13 protein-coding genes are annotated in these 13,336 nt (G+C 65.7%); 9 read left to right on the top strand and 4 right to left on the bottom strand.

Translation table 11 applies throughout. From position 1 onward, the window contains the following. Window positions 1–64: 64 nt before the first annotated feature. The 3 genes from clpB to rluD all read right to left on the bottom strand — a co-directional run bounded on the left by clpB (window position 65) and on the right by rluD (window position 4,472). A complete protein-coding gene (gene clpB, locus HMPREF2716_RS23930) occupies window positions 65–2,629 on the bottom strand; it encodes an ATP-dependent chaperone ClpB (RefSeq protein ID WP_003145976.1) in 2,565 nt (854 codons plus the stop codon). 155 nt (window positions 2,630–2,784) lie between these two features. Beyond that, window positions 2,785–3,513, bottom strand: coding sequence for a peptidoglycan editing factor PgeF (gene pgeF / locus HMPREF2716_RS23935; RefSeq protein ID WP_003119426.1), 729 nt, complete (start codon window positions 3,511–3,513; stop codon window positions 2,785–2,787). Next, complete coding sequence (gene rluD / locus HMPREF2716_RS23940; protein ID WP_003094686.1) at window positions 3,510–4,472, bottom strand: 23S rRNA pseudouridine(1911/1915/1917) synthase RluD; 963 nt, start codon at window positions 4,470–4,472, stop codon at window positions 3,510–3,512. The genes pgeF and rluD overlap by 4 nt, the downstream gene beginning before the upstream one ends. Window positions 4,473–4,617: 145 nt before the next feature. Between rluD and HMPREF2716_RS23945 the strand changes: the two genes are divergently transcribed. The 4 genes from HMPREF2716_RS23945 to pilR all read left to right on the top strand — a co-directional run bounded on the left by HMPREF2716_RS23945 (window position 4,618) and on the right by pilR (window position 8,979). Continuing rightward, entirely contained in the window at window positions 4,618–5,643 is a 1,026-nt protein-coding gene (locus tag HMPREF2716_RS23945; protein WP_003102590.1) for an outer membrane protein assembly factor BamD, read from the top strand. Between the two features lie 156 nt (window positions 5,644–5,799). After that, window positions 5,800–6,045: a PP0621 family protein gene (locus tag HMPREF2716_RS23950; protein WP_003102591.1), complete on the top strand. Its 246-nt coding sequence runs from the start codon at window positions 5,800–5,802 to the stop codon at window positions 6,043–6,045. Further along, window positions 6,035–7,627 (top strand): two-component system sensor histidine kinase PilS, encoded by a 1,593-nt coding sequence (gene pilS, locus HMPREF2716_RS23955; protein WP_003123394.1) that lies wholly within the window; start codon window positions 6,035–6,037, stop codon window positions 7,625–7,627. Before HMPREF2716_RS23950 ends, pilS begins: the two co-directional genes overlap by 11 nt. A gap of 14 nt (window positions 7,628–7,641) precedes the next feature. Next, window positions 7,642–8,979 carry a two-component system response regulator PilR gene (gene pilR, locus HMPREF2716_RS23960; RefSeq protein WP_003094694.1) on the top strand — a complete coding sequence of 446 codons (1,338 nt, stop codon included), beginning with the start codon at window positions 7,642–7,644 and terminating at the stop codon, window positions 8,977–8,979. Window positions 8,980–9,024: 45 nt separating this feature from the next. On the opposite strand, the gene thiO is transcribed toward pilR, so the two are convergent. Beyond that, window positions 9,025–10,119, bottom strand: coding sequence for a glycine oxidase ThiO (gene thiO, locus HMPREF2716_RS23965; RefSeq protein WP_023518092.1), 1,095 nt, complete (start codon window positions 10,117–10,119; stop codon window positions 9,025–9,027). A 134-nt stretch (window positions 10,120–10,253) separates the two neighbouring features. Between thiO and HMPREF2716_RS23970 the strand changes: the two genes are divergently transcribed. The 5 genes from HMPREF2716_RS23970 to pilX all read left to right on the top strand — a co-directional run bounded on the left by HMPREF2716_RS23970 (window position 10,254) and on the right by pilX (window position 13,328). After that, window positions 10,254–10,763 carry a GspH/FimT family pseudopilin gene (locus HMPREF2716_RS23970; RefSeq protein ID WP_003161431.1) on the top strand — a complete coding sequence of 170 codons (510 nt, stop codon included), beginning with the start codon at window positions 10,254–10,256 and terminating at the stop codon, window positions 10,761–10,763. Window positions 10,764–10,868: 105 nt separating this feature from the next. Further along, entirely contained in the window at window positions 10,869–11,375 is a 507-nt protein-coding gene (locus HMPREF2716_RS23975; protein WP_003102598.1) for a GspH/FimT family pseudopilin, read from the top strand. Further along, window positions 11,366–11,923 carry a type 4a pilus minor pilin PilV gene (gene pilV / locus HMPREF2716_RS23980; RefSeq protein ID WP_070622028.1) on the top strand — a complete coding sequence of 186 codons (558 nt, stop codon included), beginning with the start codon at window positions 11,366–11,368 and terminating at the stop codon, window positions 11,921–11,923. Before HMPREF2716_RS23975 ends, pilV begins: the two co-directional genes overlap by 10 nt. Next, complete coding sequence (gene pilW / locus HMPREF2716_RS23985; protein WP_003119422.1) at window positions 11,920–12,744, top strand: type 4a pilus minor pilin PilW; 825 nt, start codon at window positions 11,920–11,922, stop codon at window positions 12,742–12,744. The genes pilV and pilW overlap by 4 nt, the downstream gene beginning before the upstream one ends. Then, on the top strand, window positions 12,741–13,328 hold the full coding sequence (gene pilX, locus HMPREF2716_RS23990) for a type 4a pilus minor pilin PilX (protein WP_015648054.1): 588 nt from the start codon (window positions 12,741–12,743) through the stop codon (window positions 13,326–13,328). The genes pilW and pilX overlap by 4 nt, the downstream gene beginning before the upstream one ends. Window positions 13,329–13,336: the final 8 nt, after the last annotated feature.

A 13,336-nucleotide genomic window follows, 5' to 3' on the forward strand; every position in this document is an offset into this window, starting at 1 on the left:
CCCACCGGACGCCCATGAAAAAGCCCCGCCGAAGCGGGGCTTTCCCTGTCCGTCCACGAAGAGGTCAGGCGAAGACGATCTCGTCTCCTTCCAACTTCGCCGAGATACTGGCACCCGGCGCGAATTTGCCGGCCAGGATCAGTTGCGCCAGCGGGTTCTCGATCCAGCGCTGGATGGCCCGCTTCAGCGGGCGTGCGCCATAGACCGGGTCGAAGCCGACGGCGATCAGCTTGTCCAGCGCCTCCTGGCTCAGTTCCAGGCTCAGCTCGCGCTCGGCCAGGCGCTTGCGCAGGCGACCGAGCTGGATCTCGGCGATGCCGGCGATCTGCTCGCGAGCCAGCGGCTCGAATACCACCACTTCGTCGATCCGGTTGATGAATTCCGGACGGAAGTGCGCATTGACCGCGTCCATCACTGCGGCACGTTGCGCCTCGCGGTCGCCGGCCAGCTCCTGGATCTGCGCCGAACCGAGGTTGGAGGTCATCACCACCACGGTGTTGCGGAAGTCCACCGTACGCCCGTGACTGTCGGTCAGGCGTCCGTCCTCGAGCACCTGGAGGAGAATGTTGAATACATCCGGATGGGCCTTCTCCACCTCGTCCAGCAGCACCACCGAGTAGGGCTTGCGGCGGATCGCCTCGGTCAGGTAGCCGCCTTCCTCGAAGCCGACGTAGCCCGGAGGCGCGCCGATCAGGCGGGCCACCGAGTGTTTCTCCATGAACTCGGACATATCTATCCGCACCAGCGCCTCCTCGGTATCGAAGAGGAACTCGGCCAGCGCCTTGCACAACTCGGTCTTGCCCACCCCGGTCGGGCCGAGGAAGAGGAACGAGCCGCTCGGCCGGTTCGGATCGGCGAGGCCGGCGCGCGAACGGCGCACGGCGTTGGACACGGCGACTACCGCCTCGTCCTGGCCGATCACTCGCCGATGCAGCTCCTGCTCCATGCGCAGCAGCTTCTCGCGCTCGCCCTCGAGCATCTTCGACACCGGGATACCGGTCCACTTGGAAACCACCTCGGCGATTTCCTCGTCGGTCACCTTGTTGCGCAGCAACTGGTTCTCGGTCTTGCCGTGCTGGTCGACCATCTGCAGGCTGCGTTCCAGGTCCGGGATGGTCTGGTACTGGATGCGCGCCATGCTCTCGAGGTCGCCCTTGCGCCGCGCCGCCTCCATCTCCTGCTTGGCCTGCTCGATCTTCTGCTGGATCTGCGCCGAGCCCTGCACCTCGGCCTTCTCGGACTTCCAGATCTCCTCGAGGTCGGCGTATTCGCGCTCGAGCTTGACGATATCCTCCTCCAGCTTGGCCAGGCGCTTCCTGGTGGCTTCGTCGTCTTCCTTCTTCAGCGCCTCGCGCTCGATCTTCAGCTGGATCAGGCGACGGTCGAGACGATCCAGTTCCTCCGGCTTGGAGTCGATCTCCATGCGGATGCGGCTGGCGGCCTCGTCGATCAGGTCGATGGCCTTGTCCGGCAGTTGCCGATCGGTGATGTAGCGGTGCGACAGCTTGGCCGCAGCGATGATCGCGCCGTCGGTGATGCTCACCCCATGGTGCACTTCATAGCGTTCCTTGAGGCCACGGAGGATGGCGATGGTGTCTTCCTCGCTCGGCTCGTCCACCAGCACCTTCTGGAAGCGGCGCTCCAGCGCGGCATCCTTCTCGATGTACTGGCGATACTCGTCGAGGGTAGTAGCACCGACGCAGTGCAGCTCGCCGCGCGCCAGAGCCGGCTTGAGCATGTTGCCGGCGTCCATGGCGCCTTCCGCCTTGCCGGCACCGACCATGGTGTGCAGTTCGTCGATGAACAGGATGACCCGGCCTTCCTGCTTGCCCAGTTCGTTGAGGACTGCCTTCAGGCGTTCCTCGAACTCGCCGCGGAACTTGGCACCGGCGATCAGCGCCCCCATGTCCAGGGCCAGCAGGCGCTTGTCCTTGAGGCCGTCCGGCACTTCGCCGTTGATGATGCGCTGGGCCAGGCCCTCGACGATGGCGGTCTTGCCGACGCCGGGTTCGCCGATCAGCACCGGGTTGTTCTTGGTCCGCCGCTGCAGGACCTGGATGGTCCGGCGGATCTCGTCGTCGCGACCGATCACCGGGTCGAGCTTGCCTTCCTCGGCGCGCTTGGTCATGTCGACGGTGTACTTGTCCAGCGCCTGGCGCGACTCCTCGACGTTCGGGTCGTTCACCGCTTCGCCGCCACGCAGGTTGGCCACGGCATTCTCCAGCGCCTTGCGCGACACGCCCTGGCCGAGCAGCAGCTTGCCGAGCCTGGTGTTCTCGTCCATCGCGGCCAGCAATACCAGCTCGCTGGAGATGAACTGGTCGCCCTTCTGCTGGGCCAGGCGGTCAGCCTGGTTGAGCAGGCGTGCGAGATCCTGGGACAGGTTCACGTCGCCGGTCGGGCTCTGGATCTTCGGCAGCGCGTCGAGTTCTTTGTTGAGGCCGCTGCGCAGGGCGGCGATATCGAAGCCGACCTGCATCAGCAGGGGCTTGATCGAACCGCCTTGCTGCTCGAGCAGGGCGGAAAGCAGGTGCACCGGCTCGATGGCCGGATGGTCATGGCCAACGGCCAGGGACTGGGCGTCGGAGAGCGCCAGTTGCAGCTTGCTGGTCAAACGGTCTATTCGCATGGGTCGTCCTTCCTTCTATAGAGCGGGCCGGAACGATGGGTGTCCCTGATGAAGAAAAGCCCGCCGAGATGACTCAGTAGATAAGGGCGATTTTCCGCGGTTCAAGCGACCGGACCGTGACATCGGTCAGTTGCCGCCGGATAACCTGCGCGGGCCTAGTCCTGGAGCCAGACCAGGCTGGCAAAACGGCCGGTACGCGACGAGCGGCGGTAGGAATAGAAGCGCGCGGTATCGCTGAAGGTGCAGAAGCCGCCGCCATGCACGGCGGTGACGCCATGGGCGCCCAGGCGGATCCGCGCGAGTCGGTAGATGTCGGCCATGAAGCGGCCCGGATTGGCGCTAGGTACGAAAGCCGAGCGCGCCTCGGCGTGCGCAGCGACGAATGCATCGCGGACCTCGCCGCCGACCTCGAAGGCCTGCGGGCCGATCGCCGGCCCCAGCCACACCAGCAGTTCGTCGCCGGGCACGCCCAGGCTGTCCACCGTCGCCTCCAGCACGCCCGCCGCCAGCCCGCGCCAGCCGGCATGGGCCGCGGCCACGCGGGTGCCCGAGCGGTCGCAGAACAACGCCGGCAGGCAGTCGGCGGTCATGATCGTACAGGCGACGCCCGGCATCGCGCTCCAGCTGGCGTCGGCCCTGAGCACCCGGCTCGGGTCGGCCTCCACCACCGTCACTCCGTGCACCTGGTCCAACCAGCTCGGCCGGCATTCCAGGCGCTCGGTCAGGCGTCGGCGGTTTTCTTCCACGGCGCGCGGATCGTCGTCGACGTGGGCGCCAAGGTTCAGACTGTCGAAGGGTGCCTGGCTGACCCCGCCACTGCGCGTGGTCACGCAGGCCCGCACACGGGCCGGCGCCGGCCAGCCGGGGGTCAGCCAGGCGTTCATCCGACGAACGCCTCGCGATCCTGGCGCAACAGGCTGAGCAGCCAGAGGAAGTCTTCCGGCAGCGGCGACTCCCACTTCATGCGCACGCCGGTGGCCGGGTGATCCAGTTCGAGGAAGCGCGCGTGCAGCGCCTGCCGGGGGAACTCGCGAAGAGTCTGGACCAGGGTCTGGCTGGCCACCGGGGGAATCCTGAAGCGCCCACCGTAGACCGGATCGCCGACCAGGGGATAGCCGATATGGCTCATGTGCACGCGGATCTGGTGGGTACGCCCGGTCTCCAGCTTGACCCGGGTATGGGTGTGCGCACGGAAGCGTTCCAGCACGCGGTAATGGCTGACCGCCACCTTGCCGGCGTCGACCACCGCCATCTTCTGCCGCTGCACGCCATGCCGTCCGATCGGCGCATCGATGGTGCCGCCGGAGGTGATCACGCCGATCACGATCGCCTCGTAGATGCGGCTGACCGACCGTGCCTGCAGTTGCGCCACCAGCTTGGTGTGGGCCTCCAGCGTCTTGGCCACTACCATCAGGCCGGTCGTGTCCTTGTCCAGGCGGTGGACGATCCCGGCGCGCGGCACATTGGCGATGTCCGGGACATGGTAGAGCAAGGCATTCAGCAGGGTGCCGTCCTGATGGCCGGCAGCCGGATGGACCACCAGGCCGGCGGGCTTGTCGATCACCAGGATGTGCTCGTCCTCGTAGACGATTTCCAGCTCGATGTCCTGTGCGAGCCACTCGCCCTGGGCTTCCTGCTCGGCCTCCAGGACCAGTTGCGCGCCGCTGTGGACGATGTCGCGCGGGCGCAGCACGGCGCCGTCGACGGTCAGGCGACCGTCCTTGATCCAGCCGGCCAGACGGGAGCGGGAGTGTTCGGGAAAAAGCTGGGCGGCGATCTGGTCGAGACGCTGGCCACCCAGCTCGAACGGCACCTCGGCCGCGCGTTGAATCATATCGGACATGAGTAGGAGACGATGCTCAGCGCGGCTTTTGGAATCGGCTACGCGCTGTGGTTAAATACGGGGTCTTTGTCCCAGGGGGTGTCTGGGGCGCCAATCATAACAGACGGTTGAGGCCAAGCCGACCGTCCCAGGGACGCAAGCCGCCATGCAAGTGAAACACCTGCTGCTGATCGCCATCCTCGCCCTCACCGCAGCCTGCTCCTCGAACAAGGAGACTGTCGACGAGAACCTGAGCGAGAGCCAGCTGTACCAGCAGGCGCAGGACGACCTCAACAACAAGAGCTACAACAGCGCCGTCACCAAGCTGAAAGCCCTCGAGTCGCGCTATCCCTTCGGCCGCTACGCCGAGCAGGCCCAGCTCGAGCTGATCTACGCCAACTACAAGAACATGGAGCCCGAAGCCGCCCGCGCCGCCGCCGAACGCTTCATCCGCCTGCATCCGCAGCACCCCAACGTCGACTACGCCTACTACCTCAAGGGCCTGTCCTCCTTCGACCAGGACCGCGGCCTGCTGGCGCGCTTCCTGCCGCTGGACATGACCAAGCGCGACCCGGGCGCCGCCCGCGACTCCTTCAACGAGTTCGCCCAGCTCACCAGCCGCTTCCCCAACAGCCGCTACGCCCCGGACGCCAAGGCGCGCATGGTGTACCTGCGCAACCTGCTGGCGGCCTACGAAGTGCACGTCGGCCACTACTACCTGAAGCGCCAGGCCTATGTCGCCGCCGCCAACCGCGGTCGCTACGTGGTGGAGAACTTCCAGGAAACCCCGGCCGTCGGCGATGGCCTGGCGATCATGGTCGAAGCCTACCGTCGCCTGGGTCTCGACGACCTGGCCAGCACCAGCCTGGAAACCCTCAAGCTCAACTATCCGGATAACGCCAGCCTCAAGGATGGCGAGTTCGTCGCCCGCGAAAGCGAGGCCGACACCCGCTCCTGGCTGGCCAAGGCCACCCTGGGCCTGATCGAAGGCGGCGAGCCGCCGCCGCACATGGAAACCCAGGCCGCCAAGGACGTGATCAAGCAGTACGAGGATGCCGAGCGGGAGATCCCCGCCGAACTGAAGCCGGAAAACCAGGATCACAGCGCCGACGACGAGAAGCCGGAGAGCGATGACGACGAAGACTCCGGCCGCTCCTGGTGGAGCTACATGACCTTCGGTCTCTTCGACTGATCGCACGAAACACCGAAGGGAGGCGCAGGCCTCCCTTCTTTTTGCCCGCCGCCATGCCTCTCCCAGCGCCAAACGCCGCACAGCCTGGACCTTCCCGGCTGGGATCGAGCCGGCGGCTTGGCTAAACTGCAGCTTTCTCCAGCCTCCGAGATCACCATGGGCCTTTTCCGCCTCCTGTTCTGGATCGCCCTGATCGCCATCGCGTTCTGGCTCTGGCGTCGCTTTACCCGTCCCACTCCGCGCCAGCAGCAACGTCCGCAGGACGAGCCGAGCGCATCGCCGATGGTCCGCTGCGCCCATTGCGGCGTCCACGTGCCGCAGGCCAACGCCCTCGCCCACGAACAACGCTGGTATTGCAGCCAGGCGCACCTGCGCCAGGACCAGGGCGACCGTGCGCGCTGAACGGCTACGGCTGAGCGAGGAGCAGGGGCAACGCATCCTCCGTCTGTACCACCTGTACCGCCTGACCATCGGCCTGGTACTGGTCCTGCTGATCTCCAGCGAACTGGAAGATCAGGTCCTCAAGCTCGTCCACCCTGAACTGTTCCATGTCGGCAGTTGGTGCTACCTGGTCTTCAACATCCTGGTCGCGCTGTTCCTGCCACCGTCGCGGCAATTGCTGCCGATCTTCATCCTCGCGCTCACCGACGTGCTGATGCTTTGCGGCCTGTTCTACGCAGGTGGCGGCGTGCCCAGCGGCATCGGCAGCCTGCTGGTGGTGGCGGTGGCCATTGCCAACATCCTGCTGCGCGGGCGCATCGGCCTGGTCATCGCGGCGGCGGCCAGCCTCGGCCTGCTCTACCTGACCTTCTTCCTCAGCCTGAGCAGTCCGGACGCCACCAACCACTACGTCCAGGCCGGCGGCCTCGGCACCCTGTGCTTCGCCGCCGCGCTGGTGATCCAGGCTCTGGTGCGGCGCCAGGAGCAGACCGAAACGCTGGCCGAAGAACGCGCCGAGACGGTCGCCAACCTGGAGGAACTCAACGCATTGATCCTGCAGCGCATGCGCACCGGCATCCTCGTGGTCGATAGCCGTCAGGCCATCCTCCTCGCCAACCAGGCCGCCCTCGGCCTGCTCAGGCAGGACGACGTGCAGGGCGCCAGCCTGGGCCGCCACAGCCCGATGCTGATGCACTGCATGAAGCAATGGCGCCTGAATCCCAGCCTCCGTCCGCCGACGCTCAAGGTGGTGCCGGATGGCCCGACGGTGCAACCCAGCTTTATCAGCCTCAACCGCGAAGACGACCAGCACGTGCTGATCTTCCTCGAAGACATTTCGCAGATCGCCCAGCAGGCGCAGCAGATGAAGCTGGCCGGTCTCGGCCGCCTGACCGCCGGCATCGCCCATGAGATCCGCAACCCGCTGGGCGCGATCAGCCACGCCGCCCAACTGCTGCAGGAGTCAGAGGAACTGGATGCCCCGGACCGACGCCTGACGCAGATCATCCAGGACCAGTCGAAGCGGATGAACCTGGTCATCGAGAACGTCCTGCAGCTCTCCCGTCGCCGCCAGGCCGAACCGCAGCAGCTCGACCTGAAGGAGTGGCTTCAGCGGTTCGTCGACGAATACCCCGGCAGGCTGCGCAACGACAGCCAACTGCACCTGCAGCTCGGTGCCGGCGACATCCAGACCCGCATGGACCCACATCAGTTGAACCAGGTGCTGAGCAACCTGGTGCAGAACGGTCTTCGCTACAGCGCCCAGGCGCACGGGCGCGGCCAGGTCTGGCTGAGCCTCGCGCGCGACCCGGAGAGCGACCTGCCGGTGCTGGAAATCATCGACGACGGTCCCGGCGTACCGGCGGACAAACTGAACAACCTGTTCGAACCCTTCTTTACTACAGAAAGCAAAGGCACCGGCCTGGGCCTCTATCTCTCCCGCGAGCTCTGCGAGAGCAACCAGGCACGGATCGACTACCGCAATCGCGAGGAAGGCGGCGGCTGCTTCCGCATCACCTTCGCCCACCCGCGCAAACTCAGCTGACGGAAGCCGCACGCATGAGCCGACAAAAAGCCCTGATCGTCGACGATGAACCGGATATCCGCGAACTGCTGGAAATCACTCTCGGCCGCATGAAGCTGGACACCCGCAGCGCCCGCAACGTCAAGGAAGCCCGCGAGTTGCTGGCCCGCGAGCCGTTCGACCTGTGCCTCACCGACATGCGCCTGCCGGACGGCAGCGGCCTCGATCTGGTCCAGTACATCCAGCAGCGCCATCCACAGACCCCGGTGGCCATGATCACCGCGTACGGCAGCCTGGACACCGCGATCCAGGCGCTCAAGGCCGGTGCCTTCGACTTCCTCACCAAACCGGTCGACCTCGGTCGCTTGCGGGAGCTGGTGGCAACCGCCCTGCGCTTGCGCAACCCGGAAGCCGAGGAAGCGCCGGTGGACAACCGCCTGCTCGGCGAGTCGCCGCCGATGCGCGCCCTGCGCAACCAGATCGGCAAGCTGGCGCGCAGCCAGGCGCCGGTCTACATCAGTGGCGAGTCCGGTAGCGGCAAGGAGCTGGTGGCGCGCCTGATCCACGAGCAGGGGCCACGTATCGAGCGGCCGTTCGTGCCGGTGAACTGCGGCGCGATTCCCTCCGAACTGATGGAAAGCGAGTTCTTCGGCCACAAGAAAGGCAGCTTCACTGGCGCTATCGAAGACAAGCAGGGCCTGTTCCAGGCCGCCAGCGGCGGCACCCTGTTCCTCGACGAAGTCGCCGACCTGCCGATGGCCATGCAGGTCAAACTGCTCCGGGCGATCCAGGAAAAGGCCGTGCGCGCGGTCGGCGGCCAGCAGGAGGTCGCCGTCGACGTGCGCATCCTCTGCGCCACCCACAAGGACCTCGCCGCCGAAGTCGGCGCCGGGCGCTTCCGCCAGGACCTCTACTACCGCCTCAACGTCATCGAGCTGCGCGTACCGCCGCTGCGCGAACGCCGCGAGGACATCCCGCTGCTCGCCGAACGCATCCTCAAGCGCCTGGCCGGCGACACCGGCCTGCCGGCCGCCAGGCTGACCGGCGACGCACAGGAGAAGCTGAAGAACTACCGCTTCCCGGGCAACGTCCGCGAGCTGGAAAACATGCTGGAGCGCGCCTACACCCTGTGCGAAGACGACCAGATCCAGCCTCACGACCTGCGCCTGGCCGATGCGCCGGGTGCCAGCCAGGAAGGCGCCGCGAGCCTGAGCGAAATAGACAACCTCGAGGACTACCTGGAAGACATCGAGCGCAAGCTGATCATGCAGGCGCTCGAGGAGACCCGCTGGAACCGCACCGCCGCGGCCCAGCGCCTGGGCCTGACGTTCCGCTCGATGCGCTACCGCCTGAAAAAGCTGGGCATCGACTGAAAGTGAAAAGGCCTGTCCGAAGACAGGCCTTTTGGTTTTCGCTCCTCAGAGGCGACCAGCCGGGGCGTAGGGGACCGGGTCGATGATCGGTTCCCGCCCGCTCATGAGATCCGCCAGCAGACGGCACGACGCCGGTGCCAGGACCAGCCCGTTGCGGTAGTGCCCGGTATTCAGCCAGAGCCCGTCGAAGCCAGGCACCGGACCGATATAGGGGATGCCTTCGGGAGAGCCCGGGCGCAACCCTGCCCAGTGGGCCACCGGCTGCATGTCCGCCAGTTCCGGCAACAGTTCTGCCGCAGACGCCCTGAGGCTTTCCAGCGCCTCGTCGGTCGGCGTCTTGTCGAAGCCCGAATGTTCCAAGGTGCTGCCGATCAGGATGTGGCCGTCGCGCCGCGGAATCGCGTAGCGCCCCTTGGCCAGCACCATGCGCGGCAGGAAATCCGCCGCGCACTTGTAGAGGATCATCTGCCCTTTCACCGGTACCACGGGCAGTTCCAGGCCAAGCGGCTTCAACAACTCGCCGCTCCAGGCGCCCGCCGCCAGCAGCACCTTGTCGCCACGGATCTCGCCACGCGAGGTCGCCACGCCGACCACTCGATCGCCGTCGCGCAACCAGCCGCGCACCTCCGTCTGCTCATGCAGTTCGATATTGGCGAATTGTTGCAGGGATGCCCGCAATGAGCGCGCCAGGCGAGGATTGCGCACATTGGCCACGCCCGACATGTAGACCGCCCGCTGGAAGCCGGCGCCCAGCCCGGGCACCGCCGCGTAGGGCTCCTCGATCGGCACTTCCTTCAACGGCCGGGTGTGCTTGCGTGCCCACTGCAGTGCCTCGGTCTGGTCGTCCAGGTCCAGCCAGTACAGGCCAACGGTATGGACCTCGGGATCGAGCCCGGTCTCGTCGAGCAAACGCTGCCCCAGGGCCGGGTAGAAGTCCTGCGACCAGTGCGCCAGGGCGGTCACCGCCGGGCTGTAGCGCCACGGATAGAGCGGCGAGACGATCCCGCCTCCCGCCCAGGATGCCTCACGCCCACTCTCGCCCCGCTCCACCAGGGTCACCCGCAGTCCGGCGAGCGCCAGCTCCCGGGCGGTCAACAGGCCGATGACGCCAGCGCCCACTACCACAACTCTTTCCGACACCAGGGCCTCCACGATCACACAGGGGTTGCAGAAAAGTCGGTCATACGCCTCATCCCGCAGCTGATTGAGGCAACGGGGAAAATCCGGCGAGATACGACCGTCGCGGAATGATACGAGCAAAAGGACCGCCTGCCATGGTCGAAAGGTCGCAGAGAGCGTTGACGCTCACCGAGCTGCTGTTTGCGCTGGTTCTGCTGGGAATACTGGGAAGCCTGGCGCTGCCCGGGATGGCAGCCTGGCTGGACGGCAATCGCCAGCGAAGTGTGTTGCACGAGCTGAGCGCGAGCATCCAGCTGGGCAGAACCCATGCCGTCGCCTACCAGCGCCCGGTGACGCTCTGTCCGTCGACCGATGGCCGTCACTGCGGCAGCGACTGGGGAGAGGGCTGGCTGCTTGCGGAAGACGGTGGGGAACGGCTTCTCGTGGGACGCGCGCTTGCAAAGAAGGAAAGGCTCCGCTGGAACCGTTCGAACCGCCTCAGGTTCCTCCCCAGCGGCCAGCTCAACATTCACAACGGGCGGTTTCTGCTCTGCGGAAGGCATACCGTTGCCTGGCAACTGATCCTCAACCGGCAGGGCCGGCTCCGTACCGCGAGCGCCAGGGAGAACCGGGAGAAACGTGAGCTATGCAGCACTTCCGGATGATCATGGACCAGTTGTCCTGCCCCACGGGCCGACCGTCAACGACCGCAAGACGCTCCCAGGCCCGTTTGGCATGCTTTCCAGGCGTAGACCCCCTGGAGCAACCGCATGTCATATCGTTCCAACTCGACCGGCTTCACCCTGATCGAGTTGCTGATCATCGTCGTCCTGCTGGCCATCATGGCGAGCTTCGCCATTCCGAACTTCAAGCAGCTGACAGAACGCAACGAACTGCAGAGCGCCGCCGAGGAACTCAATGCGATGCTGCAGTACGCTCGCAGCGAAGCCGTGTCCCAGAGGCGCGCGATCAGCATCCAGGCGCTGAAGGACAAGGACTGGGGCAAGGGCCTGAGCATAGGTGTCCTGGCCTCCGGCTCGATCGCCGCGCCCCTGCGCAAACACGACGGCTTCCGTGCCGCCACGCTGACAGCGAAGGAAAAGAGCGCCGTGGAACATCTGACCTTCACGGCCAACGGTACCCTCGTACCGCCAACGGAACGAACCTTCGCCATCTGCCAGAACGGCAAGACCGACGGGGGCCGCGTGCTGAGCATCAGCCAGGCCGGCCGGATCCAACTCGAACCTTCCTCCAAGGCGCCCCAGTCATGCTATTGAAATCGCGACACAGGTCGCTGCACCAATCCGGCTTCAGCATGATCGAAGTGCTGGTCGCCCTGCTGCTGATCAGCATCGGCGTGCTGGGCATGATCGCCATGCAGGGCAAGACCATCCAGTACACCGCCGACTCGGTCGAGCGCAACAAGGCAGCCATGCTCGGCAGCAACCTGCTGGAAAGCATGCGGGCGAGCCCGAAGGCGCTGTACGACGTCAAGGACCAGATGGCCACGCAATCCGACTTCTTCAAGGCCAAGGGGTCGGCGTTCCCCACCGCGCCGTCCTCCTGCACGCCATTGCCCGACGCGATCAAGGACCGCCTGGGATGCTGGGCGGAACAGGTGAAGAACGAACTGCCAGGCGCTGGCGACCTGCTGAAGAGCGACTACTACATCTGCCGCAGCTCAAAGCCGGGCGACTGCGACGGCAAGGGCTCCATGCTGGAAATCCGCCTTGCCTGGCGCGGCAAGCAAGGCGCCTGCGTCAACGCCGCCGACAGCAGCGCCGACACCTCCCTCTGCTACTACCCCCTCAGGGTCGAGCCATGAGCATGAACAACCGCTCCCGACGGCAATCGGGCCTGTCCATGATCGAACTACTGGTGGCCCTCGCCATCAGCAGCTTCCTGATTCTCGGGATTACCCAGATCTACCTGGACAACAAGCGCAACTACCTGTTCCAGCAAGGCCAGGCAGGCAACCAGGAAAACGGACGCTTCGCCATGATGTTCCTGGACCAGCAACTGGCCAAGGTGGGTTTCCGTAGGCGTGCGGACGACCCCAACGAGTTTGCCTTCCCGGCGCAGCAGAAAACCGCCTATTGCGAGGCATTCAAAGCCGGCTCGACCCTGGTGCCCGCCGTGGTCAAGGCCGGCCAGAGCGGATTCTGCTACCGCTATCAACCGGCGCCAGGCGAAGCCTACGACTGCGAAGGCAACTCGATCACCACCCCTAGCGATCCCTTCGCTACCGCCCAGGCCATCACCGCACGCGTTCTGTTCGTTCCCGCGACCGCCGATGTCCCCGGCAGCCTCGCCTGCTCCGCGCAGACAATCAAGGAAAAAGGCCAGGAGATCGTAAGCGGCCTGGTCGACTTCAAGCTCGAGTACGGCGTCGGCCCGACCATGGCCGGCAAACGCGAGGTGGAAAGCTTCGTCGAACAGGCCAACATCGCCGACCGTCCGGTGCGTGCCCTGCGCTACTCCGCGCTGATGGCCAGCGACAAGAACCTGCGCCAGGGCGACAGCAAGACCCTGGACGATTGGATCACGCTCTACCCCTCGTCCAAGACCAGCCTGCAAGGCAATGACAAGGACCGCCTCTACCAGATCGCCAAGGGCAGCCAGACACTCAGGAATCTCGTGCCATGAACAACTTCCCTGCACAACAGCGCGGCGCCACGCTGGTCATCGCCCTGGCGATCCTGGTGATCGTCACCCTGCTGGCGGTCTCGAGCATGCGCGAAGTGGTACTGGAAAGCCGCATCACCGGCAACGTCATCGAACAGACTCGCTTGCAGAACGCCGCCGAGTCCGGACTCCGCGAAGGCGAGCGGCGCTTCGTCAACACCCTGCGTCCGCCGGAGCCCGGCACCGGTTGTACGGCCGACAACGTGGCCCGCCCCTGCCTGCTGGACCTCGCCGCGCTGAACCTGAAGCTGGCGGACACCCACCAGAATCCGGTCGGCGTGCTGAAGGGCATCGCCAATACCTGGATGAGTTACCGTGGCAGCGACATCACCAGCGCGACCACCGCGGGCACGCTCTACAGCGTGCAGTGGAACAACCTGCCCATTCCCTCGGGCGGCCAGGTCAACGAAGCGGAAAGCCCCGAATACGGCAACCTGATGCGCGGCATCGGCACCTTCTACTACGAGACCAATAGCGTCGCGCGCAACCAGACCAACAGCGAAACCGTCCTGCAGACCGTTCTCGCCCGTCTCTACACCAACTGATCGAGCCT

This window comes from Pseudomonas sp. HMSC076A11 (assembly GCF_001810205.1).
GTDB lineage: Bacteria > Pseudomonadota > Gammaproteobacteria > Pseudomonadales > Pseudomonadaceae > Pseudomonas > Pseudomonas aeruginosa.

Bases quoted from the DNA above. Each gene is read 5' to 3' on its own strand.
- pilR (WP_003094694.1), top strand. From the start codon at position 7,642: ATGAGCCGACAAAAAGCCCTGATCGTCGACGATGAACCGGATATCCGC.
- HMPREF2716_RS23950 (WP_003102591.1), top strand. From the start codon at position 5,800: ATGGGCCTTTTCCGCCTCCTGTTCTGGATCGCCCTGATCGCCATCGCG.
- rluD (WP_003094686.1), bottom strand. From the start codon at position 4,472: ATGTCCGATATGATTCAACGCGCGGCCGAGGTGCCGTTCGAGCTGGGT.
- pilV (WP_070622028.1), top strand. From the start codon at position 11,366: ATGCTATTGAAATCGCGACACAGGTCGCTGCACCAATCCGGCTTCAGC.
- pilW (WP_003119422.1), top strand. From the start codon at position 11,920: ATGAGCATGAACAACCGCTCCCGACGGCAATCGGGCCTGTCCATGATC.
- HMPREF2716_RS23975 (WP_003102598.1), top strand. From the start codon at position 10,869: ATGTCATATCGTTCCAACTCGACCGGCTTCACCCTGATCGAGTTGCTG.
- HMPREF2716_RS23945 (WP_003102590.1), top strand. From the start codon at position 4,618: ATGCAAGTGAAACACCTGCTGCTGATCGCCATCCTCGCCCTCACCGCA.
- pgeF (WP_003119426.1), bottom strand. From the start codon at position 3,513: ATGAACGCCTGGCTGACCCCCGGCTGGCCGGCGCCGGCCCGTGTGCGG.
- pilX (WP_015648054.1), top strand. From the start codon at position 12,741: ATGAACAACTTCCCTGCACAACAGCGCGGCGCCACGCTGGTCATCGCC.
- HMPREF2716_RS23970 (WP_003161431.1), top strand. From the start codon at position 10,254: ATGGTCGAAAGGTCGCAGAGAGCGTTGACGCTCACCGAGCTGCTGTTT.
- clpB (WP_003145976.1), bottom strand. From the start codon at position 2,629: ATGCGAATAGACCGTTTGACCAGCAAGCTGCAACTGGCGCTCTCCGAC.